General features: G+C 65.3%; 18 protein-coding genes. 14 read left to right on the forward strand and 4 right to left on the reverse strand.

Features of this window, described 5'->3' with window-relative positions; genetic code table 11:
• Positions 1-14: 14 nt before the first annotated feature.
• Entirely contained in the window at positions 15-1433 is a 1419-nt protein-coding gene (locus AB2N08_RS16335) for an SLC13 family permease (RefSeq protein WP_367611818.1), read from the reverse strand.
• A gap of 283 nt (positions 1434-1716) precedes the next feature.
• Between AB2N08_RS16335 and AB2N08_RS16340 the strand changes: the two genes are divergently transcribed.
• Positions 1717-2679 carry a TIGR01777 family oxidoreductase gene (locus tag AB2N08_RS16340; RefSeq protein WP_367611820.1) on the forward strand — a complete coding sequence of 321 codons (963 nt, stop codon included), beginning with the start codon at positions 1717-1719 and terminating at the stop codon, positions 2677-2679.
• A 26-nt stretch (positions 2680-2705) separates the two neighbouring features.
• Here AB2N08_RS16340 and AB2N08_RS16345 read toward each other — a convergent pair whose 3' ends face one another.
• Complete coding sequence (locus AB2N08_RS16345; protein WP_367611822.1) at positions 2706-3215, reverse strand: hypothetical protein; 510 nt, start codon at positions 3213-3215, stop codon at positions 2706-2708.
• Positions 3216-3355: 140 nt separating this feature from the next.
• Between AB2N08_RS16345 and udk the strand changes: the two genes are divergently transcribed.
• The 3 genes from udk (at position 3356) to AB2N08_RS16360 (ending at position 5183) form a co-directional block, all read left to right on the forward strand.
• Positions 3356-3997 carry a uridine kinase gene (gene udk / locus AB2N08_RS16350; RefSeq protein ID WP_367611996.1) on the forward strand — a complete coding sequence of 214 codons (642 nt, stop codon included), beginning with the start codon at positions 3356-3358 and terminating at the stop codon, positions 3995-3997.
• A gap of 317 nt (positions 3998-4314) precedes the next feature.
• The gene (locus AB2N08_RS16355) at positions 4315-4776 is read left to right on the forward strand and encodes an Hcp family type VI secretion system effector (protein ID WP_367611824.1); all 462 of its coding nucleotides are present in this window, start codon (positions 4315-4317) and stop codon (positions 4774-4776) included.
• On the forward strand, positions 4719-5183 hold the full coding sequence (locus AB2N08_RS16360; protein ID WP_367611826.1) for a hypothetical protein: 465 nt from the start codon (positions 4719-4721) through the stop codon (positions 5181-5183). The genes AB2N08_RS16355 and AB2N08_RS16360 overlap by 58 nt, the downstream gene beginning before the upstream one ends.
• A gap of 93 nt (positions 5184-5276) precedes the next feature.
• Here AB2N08_RS16360 and AB2N08_RS16365 read toward each other — a convergent pair whose 3' ends face one another.
• Positions 5277-6203: a LysR family transcriptional regulator gene (locus AB2N08_RS16365; RefSeq protein ID WP_367611828.1), complete on the reverse strand. Its 927-nt coding sequence runs from the start codon at positions 6201-6203 to the stop codon at positions 5277-5279.
• 74 nt (positions 6204-6277) lie between these two features.
• Positions 6278-7186, reverse strand: a complete 909-nt coding sequence (locus AB2N08_RS16370; protein WP_367611830.1) for a LysR family transcriptional regulator — start codon at positions 7184-7186, stop codon at positions 6278-6280.
• 286 nt (positions 7187-7472) lie between these two features.
• Here AB2N08_RS16370 and AB2N08_RS16375 point away from each other — a divergent pair, with 286 nt between their 5' ends.
• From AB2N08_RS16375 to AB2N08_RS16420, 10 genes are all read left to right on the forward strand, one after another.
• A complete protein-coding gene (locus AB2N08_RS16375) occupies positions 7473-9767 on the forward strand; it encodes a TonB-dependent receptor (protein ID WP_367611832.1) in 2295 nt (764 codons plus the stop codon).
• Between the two features lie 122 nt (positions 9768-9889).
• Entirely contained in the window at positions 9890-10759 is an 870-nt protein-coding gene (locus AB2N08_RS16380; RefSeq protein WP_367611834.1) for an alpha/beta fold hydrolase, read from the forward strand.
• Positions 10760-10785: 26 nt separating this feature from the next.
• The gene (locus AB2N08_RS16385; RefSeq protein WP_367611836.1) at positions 10786-11985 is read left to right on the forward strand and encodes a substrate-binding domain-containing protein; all 1200 of its coding nucleotides are present in this window, start codon (positions 10786-10788) and stop codon (positions 11983-11985) included.
• A gap of 1 nt (position 11986) precedes the next feature.
• Positions 11987-12778, forward strand: coding sequence for an ABC transporter ATP-binding protein (locus AB2N08_RS16390; protein ID WP_367611838.1), 792 nt, complete (start codon positions 11987-11989; stop codon positions 12776-12778).
• Positions 12765-13529: an ABC transporter ATP-binding protein gene (locus AB2N08_RS16395; RefSeq protein WP_367611840.1), complete on the forward strand. Its 765-nt coding sequence runs from the start codon at positions 12765-12767 to the stop codon at positions 13527-13529. Before AB2N08_RS16390 ends, AB2N08_RS16395 begins: the two co-directional genes overlap by 14 nt.
• A 2-nt stretch (positions 13530-13531) precedes the next feature.
• Positions 13532-14554: a branched-chain amino acid ABC transporter permease gene (locus AB2N08_RS16400; protein WP_367611842.1), complete on the forward strand. Its 1023-nt coding sequence runs from the start codon at positions 13532-13534 to the stop codon at positions 14552-14554.
• Positions 14555-14556: 2 nt separating this feature from the next.
• Positions 14557-15645 (forward strand): branched-chain amino acid ABC transporter permease, encoded by a 1089-nt coding sequence (locus AB2N08_RS16405; RefSeq protein ID WP_367611844.1) that lies wholly within the window; start codon positions 14557-14559, stop codon positions 15643-15645.
• A 239-nt stretch (positions 15646-15884) separates the two neighbouring features.
• A complete protein-coding gene (locus tag AB2N08_RS16410; RefSeq protein ID WP_367611846.1) occupies positions 15885-16547 on the forward strand; it encodes a choice-of-anchor J family PEP-CTERM protein in 663 nt (220 codons plus the stop codon).
• 12 nt (positions 16548-16559) lie between these two features.
• Positions 16560-16946: a post-PEP-CTERM-1 domain-containing protein gene (locus AB2N08_RS16415; protein ID WP_367611848.1), complete on the forward strand. Its 387-nt coding sequence runs from the start codon at positions 16560-16562 to the stop codon at positions 16944-16946.
• Positions 16930-18408 carry a PA domain-containing protein gene (locus tag AB2N08_RS16420; RefSeq protein WP_367611850.1) on the forward strand — a complete coding sequence of 493 codons (1479 nt, stop codon included), beginning with the start codon at positions 16930-16932 and terminating at the stop codon, positions 18406-18408. The genes AB2N08_RS16415 and AB2N08_RS16420 overlap by 17 nt, the downstream gene beginning before the upstream one ends.
• Positions 18409-18440: the final 32 nt, after the last annotated feature.

Genomic DNA, 18440 nt, shown 5'->3' on the forward strand with positions numbered 1-18440 from the left:
AAAATTGGGTGCGGTTACAGCACCACGAACAGCAGCCACACGACGACCGGCGCGACCAGTGTAATGATGCCGCCGTAGATCATCAGCTGGCGCAGGAACACGTCGCGGTCGATGCCCTGGGCACTGGCCAGTACCAGTGCGCCGTTGGTCGAGAACGGGCTGACGTCGACGATGGTCGAGGCGACAGCCATGGCGGCGATGAAGCCGATGGCGTCGACCCCGGTGCCCGACGCCAGGAACGGCACGGCCAGCGGAATCAGCGAACCCAGCACCGCGGTCGACGAGGCGAAGGCCGAGACGATGGCGCCGACGAACAGCAGCAACAAGGCCACCGTCAGGGGCGAGGTCAGGCTGGCGACGCTCTCGCCGACCCAGGTGATGGTGCCCATCTTCTGCATCACGCCGACATAGGTGCTGACACCGACGATCAGCATGATTTCGGGCCACGAGACCTGGCCGATCGCGCGCTTTTGCACTTGCGGCGACAGGATCGAAATCACCAGACCAATGCTCAGGGCGACGAAGCCGATGTCGAGCTTGAAGAACAGCACGAGAACCGCCAGTGCGGCCAGGCCGAACACCGTGACCAACTGGTGGAAGGTGGGGCCGGCGTCCAGCGCGACCTCCCCTGCGCCCAGGCCGGAACCCGGGCCGCCAACGCCGACCGCACCGACTGCCGCAGTCGAGCGCTGTGCCGTAAGGCGTTCTTCGGTACCGGTTTCATTTTCGGCGTCGCCGTAGATCTGCGGGCCCTGCGCTGCGACCGCCACTGGCGGGGTGAACGGCGTCATGGGCATGCCCTTGCCGCTCGACTTCGGCATTTCCTGGCGCATCAGTTTGGCGCCGCCGAACACGAAGAACAGGATGACCGACACGGCCAGGTTCACGCCCAGGCTGGTGAAGGCAGTGGTCAACGGGGAGATCGGCAGCCCGGCTTCCATCACGACCTTGTTGGTGATACCGCCGTAGATGCTGATTGGCGAAAAGCCGCCGCCCTGCGCGCCGTGGATCACGAGCAGGCCCATCATCAATGGATTGATCTTGTACTTGGCGGCGAAGCTCAGGGCGATCGGCGCGATGATCGCCACGGCCGCCGGGCTCACTGCGCCGACAGATGTCAGCAGCGCCGTCACGAAGAACATGACCCAGGGGATGGCAGCGATGCGCCCGCCGACGGCGCGCACGGCCTGCCGCACCAGCCAGTCGATGGTGCCATTGTTCTGGGCCTGCGCGAACAGGAACGTGATGCCGACCAGGGTCAGGAACAGTTCGGCCGGGTAGCCGGACATGATGGCCTTGGTCTCCATGCTGAAGACGATGGTGCCCACCAAAAAGGCGCCGACAAACGCGATGACGCCCATATTGATGGGCATGGCGGTGGCGACGATGAACATCAGTGCCAGGACGCAGATTGCTATGACATGAGAGGACACAGGGTGGCTCCTACGTGATGCGGCGCCGGCTCCACCCGGCTATCCGCTGGTGATACGTCTCCAATGCAGGGCCTGTCGCCATCGTCTCCTCGGTTGGGATACGGGCCGGCCCATGCTCTTTTGTTATGCAGGTTGTGACGCAAAGGTAATCCCGATCGCCGCCCAGATCAATTACGCTGAGCTGGCGACGTTTACTGTCAGCGGAAGTGTTGCCCGTCCGCAGCGGGTAAAATCGGTGCTGCAATACGGGCCACGCCCCCAAAGACCACAACCGGAGAACAAGATGGACACCCACGCGACACCGCCCCCTGTATTCGACACGACACCGCGCTGCGTCCTGGTCACCGGCGCCACCGGATTCGTCGGCCAGAACCTGGTGCGCGCGCTGCTGAAAGACGGGCACACCGTGATCGCCCTGACGCGCGACACCGACCGCGCCGCACAGATGTTCGATGGCCAGGTGCGCGCCATCGCGTCGATGGACGACCTGCCGCCCGACACCAGGGTCGACATCGTCATCAACCTGGCCGGCGCCCGCATTCTGGGCCAGCGCTGGACCGAGGCACGCAAGCGCGCCCTGCGCCAGAGCCGCGTCGCGCTGACCGACAAGGTGGTCGACTGGATCGGGCGCGCCAGCCACAAGCCGATGCTGCTGCTGTCGGCATCCGCCATTGGCTACTACGGCATCCAGGCGATCGGCGACGATACCAAGCTCGACGAATCGGCGCCGCCGCAGCCGATGTTCATGTCGGACCTGTGCCGCGAGTGGGAAGCCGCCGCCGCCGGCGCCGTGCGCCATGGCGTGCCGGTGGAGTGCATGCGCTTCGGGCTGGTGCTGGGCCACGAAGGCGCGTTGCCGATGATGCTGCTGCCGATCCGGCTGGGCATTGGCGGCAGGCTGGGCAGCGGCCGCCAGTGGCTGTCGTGGATCCACATCGACGATCTCGTGTCCGGCATCGCGCACCGCTGGCGGCTTGCGCTGAGCGACCGGTCGGCGCCAAAGGTCGGCGTGACCAACTTCACAGCGCCGATCGCGCTGTCGCAGCTGGAGTTCAGCCAGGCGGCCGCGCGCGTCTGGAAACGGCCATGCGTAATCCCGACGCCGGGCTGGCCGATGCGCCTGGCGCTGGGCGAGCAGGCCGACTTGCTGCTTGAGGGCCAGCGGGTGGTGCCGCTGCGGTTTGCACGCGAGGGGTTTGTGTTTACGTATCCGGCGATCGAGGCGGCGTTGCGCAGCCTGAAGTAAAGGCGTGCGCGCGGACATCTCTCGCGTTAGTGCCCAAGCGCGGTCGGGACACGCTCGAGTAGCTCGGCCAATGCCGCCAGCTCGCTACTGTCACTGTCATTGACCGAGATTGGCACGCCGCCAATCGTCCTCATACGTCTCGGGTCGATGAAAATCTTGCCGGCTTGTTCGATTGCCGGGGACCAGGAGACTGTCCCCGCCGCTTCGCTCACCACGATCCGTTTCTCCTTCACCGGAAAGGTCGGGCCCCACTCACCGATGCGCGACTTGAATCGCCGCGTCTCGCCGTTGGCGACGCCACGATAGACATGCTCGATTTTCACATCCATCGTCTGGCACCCACCGCCATTCGATATGCAGATCCTTTTTGATCCGTCCGGATTGAGCGTAACAGGCGGGCATGGCGGCGGGCAGTCCGGGGTGCCGGACCGCTGCACGATGACTTGCTGGACTTCGCCGATCAGGATCACGTCCTGGGCTGAAACGGAAGAGCTGATGCTGAATGCGGCGGCTGCAAGCAGTGAGAAACGATGCATTTTCATTCCTTCCGGACGGCGATGAGCATTGCGCATCTTAAGCCGAAAAACGGCGTCAGTCCGCGATCCGGCGCGTGAATTCGGCGACCGTCTCACCGGCAGGACCTGTCAGTCCGGTCCTGGTTCCGGTATCATTCGGCATGCTCAGTATTCCTTTCCAACCGTTTATTATTGGCGTCGCAGGCGGTAGCGGCAGTGGCAAGTCCACGGTGTCCAGGCAAGTGTTATCCATGTTCGGCGCCGAGATGGTGTCGGTCGTGATGCAAGATGATTACTACTGCGACCAGACCCACCTCAGTCCTGAAGTTCGCACCCAGCAAAACTACGACCATCCCCAGGCCTTTGAATGGTCACTGCTGGTGCAGCATGTGCAAGCCCTGCGCAGGGGCGAATCGATCGAGATGCCCGAGTACGACTTCACGCTCCATAACCGCTCCGATCGCACGATCCCGGTCAAGCCGGCCCCCGTCATCGTGATCGAAGGCCTGTTCGCCCTGTATGACCCGGCCTTGTGCGACATGATGTCGCTGAAGATCTTCGTCGATACGGCGTCCGACATCCGCTTCATTCGCCGCATGCAGCGCGACATCACCGAACGCGGCCGCTCGGTGGAAAGCGTCATCAGCCAGTATCTGGACACCGTGCGGCCGATGCACAAGCAATTCATCGAACCGACCAAACGCAACGCCGATATCATCATCCCGCACGGGGCGAACAATCCGGCGGTCGATATGATCACGACCAAGGTTGCCAGCGTGATCAGCCAGTTGAAGCGGGCTTGAGTATCGTGTTTAATGACCTGACTCGCCACTGTCAGACCTGACCCCAGTATCACTGTCCTCAGCGCAAAGATCGCATTGCTCATGCATGACGGCCCGATAGCCGTCGCGTCGCATGCGCGATGCCTGGATCGCGCCTGGCCGCTACAAATCGGCTCTGGCGCGCCTGGCCCTGGGAAGCCGCCAGCGCGCACCAACTGGCAAATGTACGTGTTACATGCCGAACCGCCGGTGCCTGGACGCTGCCTTCGACGGAGCCCAAAGGCGTCAGAGATGGCGAGCGCAAGAATGTCGCTCCGCCACTCACAGCGGAGCAAGTCATGGCGAGCGATGTTTATTTGCAAATCGATGGTATCAAAGGGGAATCAGACGACAGCTCGCATAAAGGCCGGATCGAATGTTCTACCGTCCATTGGGGAATCATGCAGCCGCGGTCAGCATGCGCGTCATCGAATGGCGGGCACACCGCAGAGCGCTGCGAGCTGGACGACATCATGTTCGACAAGATTGCGGATCTGTCCTCACCGATCCTGATGCAAACATGCGCGACGGGAAAAACCATCCCCAAGGCCAAGTTTGAATTCATGCGGGCAGACGGCGACGGGAGGCCGATCAAATATGTCGAGATCGAGCTTGAAAACGTGCTGATCGGGCAGATTATTCCGGGCATTGTGGCGGGTTCACTGCTTTCTGAGAGCGTCTGCTTGAAGTTCGCCAAAGTCAAATGGAAGTACAGTCAGAGCCGCTTCCGAAAGATATCGCGGTGGGATGTCATGTCCTGAACGACAGCGAAGAGGTCAAGGGCGTGTGGTTTGTCTTTGCCAAAGCGAGCGATGCATCCGGTCGGACATACTACGTCCTGAACGGTTACGAGGTCGACAGCAAACCAACGCGTGACGACCCCCAATACACCGCGGGCGGCTTCGGCTTCATTCTCAATGTCGATCGTGAAAAGTGCGAAGTGCTTGAAGCGGACGCTCGACAAGTTTTCAGAGCCAGAATCTTTGACGACGATTTCCCGTTCGACATGATGCAAAAGCTTGCGACGAACTATGCTGCTCGGCTCGTGGCGGCCTACGGAAGCGCCCAGGCCCTTCGGCGGGAGGCGGCAAGGCAGCGAATCAGTTTGGAGAACCAGTCGGAGGCGCTGAGACATGCGCTTGGCTCACAGCGAGCCACCAAGCCGTGAGCAAGATTCAAAGGTTCTCGATTGAGAGCCTTTTGATTTCAGTGCAGGCAGTAGCACAGTGCGCCATCAGAACGAAATGGCGCGACACCTGATTCAATCTTGTCGCTCGCGCGGCCGGTGCTTCAACATCCTGCACACCGCCGCCAGCGCCAGCAAATTCGGATCCCGCTCGCGCACCCGCAAAAAACTCAACCCGATCGTCTGCCGCATCAGGTACTCGTTCTTCAACGGTATCAACTGCACCTTGTCGCCGAACGCATGCCGCACCCGCCCCGGCAGCAGCGTGTAGCCAATCCCCGCCCCGACCAGATTCATCAACGAGAAAATATCGCCGACGCGGGTGACGATACTCGGCGCATACCCCGCGATTCGAAACGCTTCCTGAAAACCGCTGAAGGTCACGAACCCATCCTTCAGGCACACGAATTTCTCGTCGGCGCAGGCGCGCAGATCCACCTCGGCCATGCCCGCATAGGGCGACCCGGCCGGCGCGGCAAAGAAAATCTCATCCTCGAACAGCACGATCGACTCGATATCCGGATCCGGCTCGGGCACCGCCATCAGCGCCGCATCGATCGCATTCTGCTTGAGCTTGTGCAGCAGATCCGCATTCGATCCCAGCACCAGTTCGGTTTCGAGTTCCTGCTTGCGCAGTTTGATGCCGATGATGACATCCGGGATGGTCCCGGTCGTGAGCGAATACAGCGAGCCGATCTTCAGATGATCGGCCGAATACCCCGCCGCCGAGCGCGTCGCCGCGATCCCGTCCGCCATCAGCCGCACCACTTCGCGGCTCACATCGGCCAGCACCTGCGCCGCTTCATTAGGAATCAGGTTGCGACCTTGCAGGCTGAACAGCTGACAGCTCATGCCGTCCTCGAGCGAATGCAGCGCGCGGTGCACGCTCACGGCGCTGATGTCGAGCATGCGCGCGGCGGCGTTCAGGTTGCCGCCCTCCATGTACGCCAGCAGGATCTCGAGTTTGCGGAAGGTGATGTCGTCGCTGATCTGGCTGCGCATGGTGGCCCTGGGAAAATAAATACCGTGCGAGGATACTATGAACGGGCGCGCGGCTCTGCAATTGGCGCTGGAAACTACTGCATCCCATCCTTGACGAACAGCCCCGGCGAGCTGTCGGCATACTCGCGCAGCACGTCCCACACCACCTTCACGCGCCGCAGCCGGTACAGGTCGGCCGGCGCGGCGAGCCAGAATGAGCGCTCGGCCGAAAACGCCGGTAGCACCGGCACCAGGCGGCCGTCCCCCGGCACTGCATATGGCGGCGCCATCATCAGGCCCATGCCCAGCGACGCCGCCTCGATCTGCGCTGTCATGCCCGAGCAGCACATGCGCCGGCGCGGCGTGAAGCCCAATTCATTCAGGTACGACAGCTCGCGGCTGGCCAGCCGGTCCTGCACGTAGTCGACGAAGTCATGGCGCGCCAGGTCGGCTTGCTCGCGGATCACCGGATGCCTGGCCAGGTACGCGGGCGAAGCATACAAATAGAAACGGAACGATGCGAGGCGGGTGACGACATAGCGGCCCGTCGTGGGCGGGTCGAGCATCACGCCCAGGTCGGCCTCGCGGTTGGCCAGGTTGGCAAAGCGCGGCAGCGCCAGCAAGTCGATCTGCAGATCGGGATGCTGCGCCAGCAAATCGACCAGCAGCGGCGCGACCACCTTCACGCCAAACACCTCGGGCACGCCCAGGCGCACGACGCCGTGAGCCGCCACTTCGGCGCCGCCGATCTGCTCGGCCGCCGCCAGCGCAGCACCTTCCATCGCCTCGGCATGCGGTAGCAGCGCGGTGCCGACCTCGGTCAACTCATACCCTTCGCGCGAACGGTCGAACAGCGTGGCGCCCAGCTGGTGCTCGAGCCGGTCGATGCGGCGCGCTACGGTGGTGTGCTCGACGTTCAGTCGGCGCGAGGCGCCCGACAAGGTGCCGGCGCGCGCCAGTTCGAGGAAGAATCGCAGGTCTGTCCACTCAGGAAGCGTATTCATGAGAGCGCTTGTTCATGATCAAGGTGACAGATTGTGCGCTCGTGCACATTCCCCCTGCAAGCAAAACGTCCACCGTCGCTGTCCGAGCACACGAATTGGTGCGGTGCACTAGAGCGCCAGCAACTGAGCCGCGTCAAATTTCGCACAGGTCCGGTGCGGTGAGCTGTGCATTAATGCACAACGGGGTGGGCAAACGTTGACTTTTAAACCAAAACCAGCAGGTGCACACTCAGCGGCATACGCGAGTGCGCACTGCGGGCCGCGACAAAAAAACGAGGAGACAAGAATGCGTCCGACCAGGAAACTGAAGCTGCTGAACCAGTCCGCTTGCGCCCTGCTGGCCCTTTCCGGCGGCGCCATCGGCGCCGTCCACGCGCAGGAGGCCACGAGCGAGGTTGCGTCCAGCGCGGCGGCAGAGAACACCGGGGGAAACATGTCCAAGGTGGTGGTCACCGCCCGCCGGCGCGAAGAGTCGCTGCAGGACGTGCCGGTGTCGGTCACCGCGTTCTCGGCCGACCAGCTGTCCAAGCAGGCGATTCCCGACGTGACCGCCCTCGCCCTGTCGCTGCCCAACACCACGCTCAAGGCCTCGCGCGCCACCAACAGCACGCTCACCGCGTTCATCCGCGGCGTCGGCCAGGCCGACCCGCTGGCCGGGTTCGAATCTGGCGTGGGCATCTACATCGACGACATCTACCTGGCCCGCCCGCAGGCCGCCGTGGCCGACATCTACGACGTCGAGCGCATCGAAGTGTTGCGTGGCCCGCAGGGTACGCTGTATGGCCGCAACACGATCGGCGGCGCGGTCAAGTACGTCACGCGCAAGCTCGCGCCGCAGCGCGACGTGCGCGTGCGCGCCACGGTCGGCGAATACGGCCAGAAGGAAGCCGTGGTCACGGCCAGCACGCCGGTCTCCGATACCGTACGTGTCGGCGGCACCTTCGCGCGCTTCAAGCGCGACGGCTTCGGCGACAATCTCACTACCGGCAAGGGCAACTACGACAAGGACGTCACGGCCGGCCGTCTCTCGACCGAGTTCACGCCCACGCAAGACTTGTTCGTCCGCTTCGCCGGCGACTTCACACAAGACGATTCCAACCCCAAGAACGGGCACCGCCTGATCGTCGGGCGCACCGGCGGCGCGCCGATTCTGGACGATGTGTTCGACACGCGCGGCAACCTGACCCGCGCGCTGGGCCGCGAGCAAGAAGTGCGCTCGTACGGCGGCTCGGCCACGATCGACTACCACGTCAACAGCGAGTGGAGCCTGAAATCGATCACCGCCGCACGCCGCGACAAATCGTGGGCGCCGATCGACTTCGATGCCCTGCCCGTGGTCGACATGGAAGTGCCGGCGCTGTACACCAACCGCCAGTTCAGCCAGGAGCTGCAGGTGACCTACACCGGCGCGCGACTGCAGGGCGTGGCCGGCGTGTACTACATGGACGCCAACGCCTACAACAAGTTCGACACCATCCTGGCCGGCGCCTTTCCCAGTTCGACCTTCACGATGGGCGACATCGACACAGAGGCATGGGCCGCCTACTTCGACGGCAGCTATACCATCGTCGATGGCCTGAACCTGTCGCTGGGCGGGCGTTACACGGTCGACAAGCGCGAAGCCGACGTGCTGCGCCAGATTTATTTCGGCCTGGCCGGCTCGCCCGAGATGGGCAATCCGAACGCGATCCTGTTCCGCACCGACACCGACCTGCGCGGCGGCCTGCTCGAGCGCGAAGACAAGAAATTCACGCCGCGCGTGGCCCTGAGCTGGAAGATGAACGACGCCCACAACCTGTACGCGTCGTACTCCGAAGGCTTCAAGGGCGGCGGGTTCGATCCGCGCCTGAACGTGGTGGGCACGCGGATCCCGCTCGATACCGCGCGCGCCGGCTATGCGCCCGAGACGATCGAAACATCGGAGCTGGGCCTCAAATCGGCCTTCAACGGCGGGCGCATCACGACCAACCTGGCCGTGTTCTACAGCGATTACCAGGACGTGCAGATTCCCGGCTCGGTGGCCATCGATACCAATGGCGATGGGCGCGACGACAGCTTCGCCGGCGTGACGACCAACGCCGGCAAGGCCGAAATCAAGGGCGTCGAACTCGAGGCGGTCGCCAACATCACGCCCAACTTCATGGTGGCCGGGATGTACAGCTACATCGACGCCAAGTACAAGGAATACATCGTGGCGAACGTCGACGTGGCCGGCCAGCGCACATTCCAGAACACGCCGAAGAACTCGGCCAACCTGCGCGCCAACTACGACATCCCGCTGCCGATCATGGGCCACAACGGGCGCGTATCGCTGATCGGCAGCTACTCGTTCAAGGGCGCCACCAGCCAGTTCGAAACCGCGTCGATCCTCGACCAGGACTCGTACAAGATTTGGGACGCGAGCGTCGTCTGGACCCGCGCCGACGGCAAGGTGCGCGCCGGCCTGCACGGCAAGAACCTCAACGACGAGCACTACAAAACCGCCGGCTACCTGTTTCCGACCTTGGGCAACGAAGGCACGCTCACCGCGTTCTACGGCAACCCCCGCACAGTCTCGGCAACCCTCGAGCTGCGCTTTTAACTGTCGGCAGACATTCGTCATCGCCGCCACTGGCGGCAATGACTCCCCGCGAAGGCGGGGACCCAATTTCTCCACCGAAGTCACTAACGCAAAGCCGCCGTCACATCAACAGGAACCCCCGAGTGCTCTCCACCCCCATCACCTACATCAGCAGCGACGGCCTCACGCTCTACGCCCGCGACTACCCCGCCGCCGCCGGCCCGGCACGCCTGCCGGTCATCTGCCTGCACGGCCTCACGCGCAACTCGCTCGACTTCGACGAACTCGCGCCGCAGCTGGCGGGCCTGGGCCGGCGCGTGCTGGCGCTCGACGTGCGCGGGCGCGGGCATTCCGCGCGCGACCCGAATCCGGCCAACTACACGCCGTCGGTCTACGCCGCCGACGTGCTGGCCCTCACCCACGCGCTGGGCATCGCGCGCGCGGTCTTCATCGGCACCTCGATGGGCGGCCTGATCACGATGACGCTGGCCGCCATGCGCCTGGACCTGGTTGCCGGCGCGGTCCTCAACGACGTCGGCCCGGTGCTGTCGCCGCGCGGCCTGGCGCGCATCGCCGGTTACGCCGGCAAGCCGGCGCTGTTCTCGACCTGGGACGAGGCGGCCTGCCATGTCCGCGACATCAACGCCTGCGCCTTCCCCGACAACCCGGCCGCCGAGTGGAACAAGTGGGCCCGGCGCGCCTTCGAGCAGCGCGACGACGGCCTGCTGTGCCCCCGCTATGATCCGGGCATTGCCACCAGCCTGCTGACGGGCCGCATGCCCGCCACGTCGCTGGCGCTGCGCCTGGCGTTCCGGCGCCTGACGCGGCATCGCCCGACGCTGTTGATCCGCGGTGCGCTGTCCGACCTGGTCGAACCGGCGCAGGCGGCCTGGATGCGCAAGACGGCGCCCAGCATGGCGTACGCCGAGGTGCCGAACGTCGGCCACGCGCCGATGCTGACCGAAGCACCCGCGTTCGATGCGATCCGCGCCTTCCTGGTGCGGACGCCATAACCTACAAAAATACCCAAGGAGACGGCATGCCCCATTCGATCAAACCATTCGCCCTGTCACTGCTGGCCGCGTTCGCGCTTGGCACCGCGTCCGAAGCTTCAGCCCAGGGCAAGGACTTCAAGGTCGCGCTCATCGCAGGCAAGACCGGCGCGCTCGAGACCTATGCGCGCGAGACCGAGAACGGCTTCATGCTGGGCCTCGAATACCTCACCAAGGGCACAATGGCCATCAACGGCCGCAAGATCCGCGTCATCGTCAAGGACGACCAGAGCAAGCCCGACCTGGGCCGCACGCTCTTGGCCGAAGCGTATGGCGACGACCGCGTCGACATCGCCGTGGGCACCACGTCGTCCGGCTCGGCGCTGGCCATGCTGCCGGTGGCGAAGGAATACAAGAAGGTCTTGATCGTCGAGCCGGCCGTGGCCGATGCGATCACGGGCGACAAGTGGAACAAGTACATTTTTCGCACCGCCCGTAGTTCGATGCAGGATGCGCTGGCGGCCGCCAGCACGCTCAAAGGCGGCAGCGTGGGATTTTTGACACAGGATTACGCGTTCGGGCGCGATGCGATCAAGGCCGGCAAGGAAGCCCTGGCGGCCACCGGCAGCAAGGCCAGGGTCATCCACGAAGAATACGCGCCGCTGGCCACCACCGACTTCACGGCATCGTCGCAGCGCCTGTTCGATGCGCTGAAAGACAAGCCGCAGCCGCGCGTGCTCGCGATTGTCTGGGCCGGCCCGAACCCGATGAACAAGATCGCCGACATGAGGCCCGAGCGCTACGGCATCGCGCTGGCCCCGGGCGGCAATATCCTGCCCGTGATGAAGACCTGGAAGGCCTACGCCGGCACCGAAGGCACTATCTATTACTACTACGACTTTCCGAAGAACCCGATGAACGACTGGCTCGTGGCGCAGCACACCAAGCGCTTCAAGACCCCGCCCGACATGTTCACCGCCGGCGGCATGGCCGCTGCCAGCGCGGTCGTTGCAGCCTTGGGCAAGACCCCCGACGGCAATGGCGACAAGATGGCCGCCGCGATGGAAGGCATGACCTTCGAGACGCCGAAAGGCACCATGACCTTCCGCCGCGAAGACCACCAGGCGATCCAGCCGATGTACCACTTCCGCATCAAGAAGGACCAGAAGAGCGAGTGGGACTTGCTGGAACTGGTGCGCGAAATCCCGGCCGCCGAGATGCCGCTGCCGGTGCGGAACAAGCGCTGACATGGATGCCGCTATCAGCCCTGCTGCGCCGTCCCTGTCCACGCGCGGCCTGACGATCCGCTTCGGCGGCCACGTCGCCGTCAACGCCGTCACGGCCGACTTTTATCCCGGCACGCTTACCGTGATCGTCGGGCCCAATGGCGCCGGCAAGACCACGTGGTTCAACCTGATATCGGGCCAGTTGCGCGCGAGCGCCGGCAGCGTGCACCTGCACGGGCGCGATATCACGCGCCTGGGCGCGGCGCGCCGCACGGGTCTTGGCATCGGCCGCGCGTTTCAGCTGACGAATCTGTTTCCGCTGCTCTCGGTGATCGAGAACGTGCGCCTGGCGGTGCAAAGCCGCGCCGGCATGGGCCTGAATTTTTTCTCGGTCTGGTCGAGCCACAAGACCCTGATCGAGCGCGCCGAGTATTACCTCGAGCGCGTGGCGCTGGGTGCGCGGCGCGACATGCTGGTGGGCACGCTGTCGCACGGCGACCAGCGCAAGCTCGAGGTGGCGATCCTGCTGGCGCTGCAGCCGTCCGTGATGATGTTCGACGAGCCCACCGCCGGCATGAGCGTGGACGAAGTGCCGGTGGTGCTCGACCTGATCCGCGAAGTCAAGGGCGACGCCGCCAAGACCGTGCTGCTGGTCGAGCACAAGATGGACGTCGTGCGCCAGCTGGCCGACCGCATCGTCGTGCTGCACAACGGCGCGCTGGTGGCCGATGGGCCGCCGCGCGAGGTCATGGCATCAACCATCGTACAGGAAGCCTATCTTGGAACGTCCGACACCGAATATGCTCGCGCCTGACCCCGCGACCAACCAACCCTTGCTGCGCCTGGCCGGCGTGCACACGCACATCGGCCAGTACCACATCCTGCACGGCGTCGATCTGCAGGTGGCGCGCGGCGAGCTGGCCGTCCTGCTGGGGCGCAACGGCGCCGGCAAGACCACGACGCTGCGCACGATCATGGGTCTGTGGCGCGCCAGCAGCGGCAGCATCCACTTCGACGGGCGCGACATCACGGTACTCGGCACGCCGGACATCGCGCGCGCCGGCATCGCCTACGTGCCCGAGAACATGGCCGTGTTTTCCGAACTGACGGTGCGCGAAAACCTGCTGCTGGCCGCGCGCGACGGCCCGCTCGACGCCGCGCGCGTCGACTGGATCTGCGGCTTTTTCCCGGCGCTGCGCAAGTTCTGGCACTACCCGGCCGGCAACCTGTCGGGCGGCCAGAAGCAGATGGTGGCGATCGCGCGCGCCATCGTCGAACCGAGAAAACTGCTGCTGGTCGACGAGCCGACCAAGGGCCTGGCGCCGGGCATCGTGCAGAGCCTGATGGCCGCATTTCGCGAACTCAGGGCGCAGGGCACGACCATCCTGCTGGTCGAGCAGAACTTTCATTTCGTGCGTGCGCTGGGCGATGCCGCCAGCGTGATGGACGACGGTCGCGTGGTCCATGCCGGCCCGATGGCCATGCTGGCCGGCGACGCCGCGCTGCAACAGCGCCTGCTCGGGCTGTCGCTCGGGTCGTCGCCCGACACACATCTACAGGAGTGACCATGTCCGCAATCCTTCCCGTACCGCCGGCCGACGTCCAGCTGCCGGCCACCCGCCGCGACATCGCGCCGCTGCTGCTCGTGCCGGCGCTGATGCTCGTCATGCTGCCACTGGTGGGGAGTTTCCCCACCTGGCTCACGCTCACCGTCGCGGGCCTGGCGATGGGCATGATGATTTTTATAATGGCCAGCGGCCTGACGCTCGTGTTCGGGCTGATGAGCGTACTCAATTTCGGCCATGGCGCCTTTGTCGCCGTCGGCGCGTTTTCGGCCACGCTCGTGCTGCTGCCGATGCGCGGCTGGCTCGAGATGGATTCGCTGCCGATCAACCTGGGCGTGCTGGCGCTGGCGATCGCAGTGGCCATGATCGTCACGGCGCTGCTGGGCTGGGCCTTCGAGCGCCTGATCATCAAGCCGGTCTACGGCCAGCATCTGAAACAGATCCTGATCACGATGGGCGGCATGATCGTGGCCGAGCAGCTGATCCACGTGCTGTGGGGCGCCGAGACGATCGCCGTGCCGCTGCCCACGGCCCTGCGCGGCGCGATCCTGCTGGGCGACGCGGCGATCGACAGGTACCGGCTGGTGGCGGTGGTGGTCGGGCTGGTGGTGTTCGCAGCGATGTTCCTGATCCTCAATCGCACCAAGATCGGCTTGCTCGTGCGCGCCGGCGTGGAAAACGGCGAGATGGTCGAAGCGCTCGGCTATCGCATCCGGCGCCTGTTCGTGATGGTGTTCGCGGCCGGCTCGAGCCTGGCCGGCCTGGGCGGCGTGATGTGGGGCCTGTACAAGGAAACGCTGACCGCCGCGATGGGCGGCGAGATCATGGTGATGCTGTTCATCGTGATCATCATCGGCGGCCTGGGGTCGGTGGGCGGCTGCTTCATCGGTGCGCTGCTCATGGCGCTGGTGGCCAATTACGCCGGCTTCCTGGCGCCCAAGATTGCGCTCGTCTCGAGCATCATCCTGATGATCTCGGTGCTGCTGTGGCGGCCCGCCGGGCTGTACGCGACGGGAAGGCGCTGAGCATGCTGATCCGACTTTTATCCGGCGACCTGCCGCGCAGCCGCATCCTCAGCGTGGTGCTGGTGACCATCCTGCTGGGACTCGCGCTGGCGCCGTTCCTGACCTCGGGCGCGCGCCCGCTCAATACGGCCGCCACCATCTGCGTCTACATCGTGCTGGTCGCGTCCTACGACCTGCTGCTGGGCTACACCGGCATCGTCTCGTTCGCCCACACCATGTTCTACGGGATCGGTGCGTATGGCATCGGGCTGGCGCTGGCGCGCATCGACGAGCCCACCTGGGCCGTCGCCATGACGGGCCTGGGCCTGGCGCTGCTGCTCTCGCTCGCGCTGGCGCTGGTGGTCGGCCTGTTCGCACTGCGCGTGCAAGCCATCTTCTACGCCATGATCACGCTGGCCGTGGCCTCATCGTTCGCGGTGCTGGCCTCGCAGCTGTCGGATTTCACCGGCGGCGAGGATGGCGTGACCTTCAGCGTGCCGGACGTGCTTTCCCCGAGCTTTTTGCTGTTCGAAGATCAGGTGCTCGGGCGCTACGTCGATGGCAAGGTGCTGACCTATTACGTCGTGTTCTTCGGCTGCCTGCTGCTGTTCCTGTTCCTGCTGCGACTGGTCAACTCGCCGTTCGGCCGGGTGCTGCTGGCCATCCGCGAAAACGCGTTTCGCGCCGAAGCACTGGGCTATCGCACGATGGTGTACCGGATCTGGGCCAATCTGCTGGCGGCGCTGACGGCCAGCCTGGCCGGCGCGCTGATGGCGCTGTGGCTGCGCTATGTGGGGCCGAAGACGTCGCTCGGCTTCGAGGTCATGACCGACATCCTGCTGATCGTGGTGATCGGCGGCATGGGCACGATGTATGGCGCGGTGGTGGGCGCCACGCTGTTCATCCTGGCCCAGAACTACCTGAAAGAACTGATGGCGCATGGATCGGCCGCGCTCGAGGGCGTGCCGGTGCTGGCCGCCGCCCTGCACCCGGACCGCTGGATGCTGTGGCTGGGCGTGCTGTTCATCCTGTCGATTTACTTCTTCCCGATCGGCATCGTGGGCAAGCTGCGCCTGCGCGCGTGGCTGGCGCGACGACAGGCGAACTCGTGAGAATTCCCGGACCTCTGCGGAGGTCTTTTTTATTGTTGGCGTTCTACACGCCGCGCACCGACCCGTTCGGCCTCCAATGGTTCCCTCCCCCGCGTTGAGTCAGGCCTGGCACGCCGCCCGGCCGCTCCAACGCATCTCAATACCGCAGTGCCTGCGGTTTCTATGATGGAGCTGGCAATGGCCCCGACGTCGCCAGCGAGGGGAACCCCATTCACCTGGCCCAACAACGGTATCAATCAATGAAACGACTCAATTACTTGCTCGCGACAGCGGTGGTTTCTGCCGCCACGGCCTCGCCCCTGGCCGCGCACGCCGCCGGGATCGAAGTGCTCAGCGAAGGCTTCGGCGACGTGGCCGATCTGTCGGGCTGGGCCAGCATCAACCGCAGCTTCCCGCCTGGCAATGCCTGGTTCCAGGGTAATCCCGACGTGTTTTCGGCCCAGGCCGGGGCGCCTGGCGCCTACGCCGCCGCGAGCTTTCTCAGCGCCGCCAACGGCTTCGGCGTCGTCGACAACTGGCTGATCACGCCCACGCTCACCCTCAGCGGCCTGACCACGCTGTCGTTCTTCACCAACCGCGAGCTCGTCGACGGCTTCGACGACCTGCTCGAGGTGCGCTTCGGCAGCGGCAGCGGCACCGACGCGGCATCCTTCGATATGCTCTTGACCACCATCGGCGGCGCGGGCGAGTTCCCCGCCGAATGGCAGCAGTGGAGCGCTGACCTGACGGTCGACGGCGAAGGCCGCTTTGCGTTTCGCTACCTGGGCGATCCGGCGACGCTGAGCTATGTCGGGCTCGACACGGTGCGCGTTGTCACCTCGGTACCCGAGCCGACCAGCCTGCTGCTAGTGGCCAGCGGCCTGGGCGTGCTGGGCCTGCTGCGCCGCCGCGAGCGCCATTGATCCGGAGCCACCATGCGAGCCACTGCCCCACTATCCTTCCTTGCGCTGGCGCTGCTGTTCGGCGCCGCCGGCGCCACCCCGCCAACCCCTGCCGCGCAGGGCCTCACCGTCGTGCGCGATGCCGAGACGGGCCAGTTGCGCGCGCCCACGCCGGGCGAACTGCAAAACCTGCGGCGCCAGTCGAGCTCCACGCCGCGGCCTGCGCCGATCACCGAAGTCGTCGGCCCGGGCGGCGAACGTACCGTGGAACTGGGCGAGCGCGGCCTGGTGTATGCGGTGGTCCGGCGCAGCGCGGACGGCACGGCGACGCAGCACTGCGTCGACAGCGCCCATGCCGCCACGCAGGCAATCGAACAAGCCGTAGCGCGCGCAGGAGCGTCCCATGATGACCACCGTTAAGCGCATGCACAACCTGGGCGCCGGCGCCCTGGCGCGCCTGCTTGCGTGCGTGCTGCTGGCGTTTGTCGGCCTTGGCGCCGGTCTCGGTGCCGGTCTCGGTACGGCGCACGCCGCCACCATCGTCATCGTCAACCAGAATGCCGCCGGCGTCGGCTTCAACGATCCCACGCCAGCCGAACCGGTCGGCGGCAATCCGGGCGTCACGCTCGGCGAGCAGCGCCTGTACGCCTTCCAGTATGCGGCCGACATCTGGGCTTCGCACCTGGTCAGCGACGTGCCGATCCGTATCGGTGCGGCCTTCCTGCCGCTCGACTGCAACGCTACCGGCGCCGTGCTGGGCGCGGCCGGCGCGAACCAGGTCGTGGCCGAGTTCGCCGGCGCACCGATTCGCGGTCCGTGGTATCCAAGCGCCCTGGCCAGCAAGCTGGCCGGCGTCGATTTCGCCGGGCCAACCGCGCCGCACATCATCGCCCGCTTTAATTCGCGCCTCGGCCTGTTCCCCGACTGCGTGCCGGGCCTGACCTTCTACCTGGGACTGGACCGCAACGCGGGCGACGGCATCGACCTCGTCACCACGCTGCTGCACGAAATCGCCCACGGACTCGGCTTCCAGACATTCACCGATGATGCAACCGGCGAGCAGCTACAAGGCAGGCCATCGGTGTGGGATTTCTACCTGCTCGATAACGTGCGCGAGCGCGTGTGGGCGCAGATGAGCGATGCCGAACGTGCCGCCAGCGCCACCGCCTGGCGCCGCCTTTCGTGGAACGGCGCGTCGGTCACCGCTGCGGCGCCCGCGGTGCTCGACCCGGCGTCGCGGCTGACCATCAGCGGCGTCGCCGGCGGCAACGCCGCGCGCAACTACTTCGTGGGCGAGGCGAACTTCGGCCCGTCGATTGATTCGGCGCCCGTCAGCGGGCAACTGATGCCGGTGATGGACCAGACGAACGGCGCCGGCCTGGCGTGCACGCCTTTGAGTCCGACCAATGCGCTGGCGGTGCGCGGCAATGTGGCGCTGGTCGATCGGGGCAGTTGCGACTTCACGGTCAAGGCGCGCAATGTGCAGACGGCCGGCGCCATCGGCATGATCCTGGCCGACAACGTGGCCGGTGAAGTGGCCGACCTGCCCGGCGACGCACCGGACATCGCGATACCCTCCGCGCGCATCACCCGGGCCGACGGGGTGGCACTGAAAGCCGTACTGCAGAACCGCTCGCGTACCCGCTCCGGCGTGGTAGCGCGCCTGGCCAGCGACCCGGATCGGCTGGCCGGGACGGATGCCAGGGGTCGCATGCTGCTCTACACGCCGGGCGTTCTTGCGCCCGGCTCGTCGGTGTCGCATTTCACCACCGAGGCCAGGCCGAACCTGCTGATGGAACCGGCGATCAATGACGACCTGCCCCACGTTGTCAGTCCGCCGCGCGACCTGACCTTGACGCTGCTGCGCGACATAGGGTGGTGACATGAGCCGGCGTGGATGAAAGCAAAAAGCCG

The organism is Massilia aurea, from assembly GCF_040790145.1.
GTDB lineage: Bacteria > Pseudomonadota > Gammaproteobacteria > Burkholderiales > Burkholderiaceae_D > Telluria > Telluria aurea_C.

Coding starts and splice junctions, on each gene's coding strand:
- AB2N08_RS16390 (WP_367611838.1), top strand. CDS start 11,987: ATGGATGCCGCTATCAGCCCTGCTGCGCCGTCCCTGTCCACGCGCGGC.
- AB2N08_RS16395 (WP_367611840.1), top strand. CDS start 12,765: ATGCTCGCGCCTGACCCCGCGACCAACCAACCCTTGCTGCGCCTGGCC.
- AB2N08_RS16355 (WP_367611824.1), top strand. CDS start 4,315: ATGGCGAGCGATGTTTATTTGCAAATCGATGGTATCAAAGGGGAATCA.
- AB2N08_RS16415 (WP_367611848.1), top strand. CDS start 16,560: ATGCGAGCCACTGCCCCACTATCCTTCCTTGCGCTGGCGCTGCTGTTC.
- AB2N08_RS16365 (WP_367611828.1), bottom strand. CDS start 6,203: ATGCGCAGCCAGATCAGCGACGACATCACCTTCCGCAAACTCGAGATC.
- AB2N08_RS16385 (WP_367611836.1), top strand. CDS start 10,786: ATGCCCCATTCGATCAAACCATTCGCCCTGTCACTGCTGGCCGCGTTC.
- AB2N08_RS16410 (WP_367611846.1), top strand. CDS start 15,885: ATGAAACGACTCAATTACTTGCTCGCGACAGCGGTGGTTTCTGCCGCC.
- AB2N08_RS16400 (WP_367611842.1), top strand. CDS start 13,532: ATGTCCGCAATCCTTCCCGTACCGCCGGCCGACGTCCAGCTGCCGGCC.
- AB2N08_RS16360 (WP_367611826.1), top strand. CDS start 4,719: ATGGAAGTACAGTCAGAGCCGCTTCCGAAAGATATCGCGGTGGGATGT.
- udk (WP_367611996.1), top strand. CDS start 3,356: ATGCTCAGTATTCCTTTCCAACCGTTTATTATTGGCGTCGCAGGCGGT.
- AB2N08_RS16405 (WP_367611844.1), top strand. CDS start 14,557: ATGCTGATCCGACTTTTATCCGGCGACCTGCCGCGCAGCCGCATCCTC.
- AB2N08_RS16420 (WP_367611850.1), top strand. CDS start 16,930: ATGATGACCACCGTTAAGCGCATGCACAACCTGGGCGCCGGCGCCCTG.
- AB2N08_RS16370 (WP_367611830.1), bottom strand. CDS start 7,186: ATGAATACGCTTCCTGAGTGGACAGACCTGCGATTCTTCCTCGAACTG.
- AB2N08_RS16340 (WP_367611820.1), top strand. CDS start 1,717: ATGGACACCCACGCGACACCGCCCCCTGTATTCGACACGACACCGCGC.
- AB2N08_RS16345 (WP_367611822.1), bottom strand. CDS start 3,215: ATGCATCGTTTCTCACTGCTTGCAGCCGCCGCATTCAGCATCAGCTCT.
- AB2N08_RS16375 (WP_367611832.1), top strand. CDS start 7,473: ATGCGTCCGACCAGGAAACTGAAGCTGCTGAACCAGTCCGCTTGCGCC.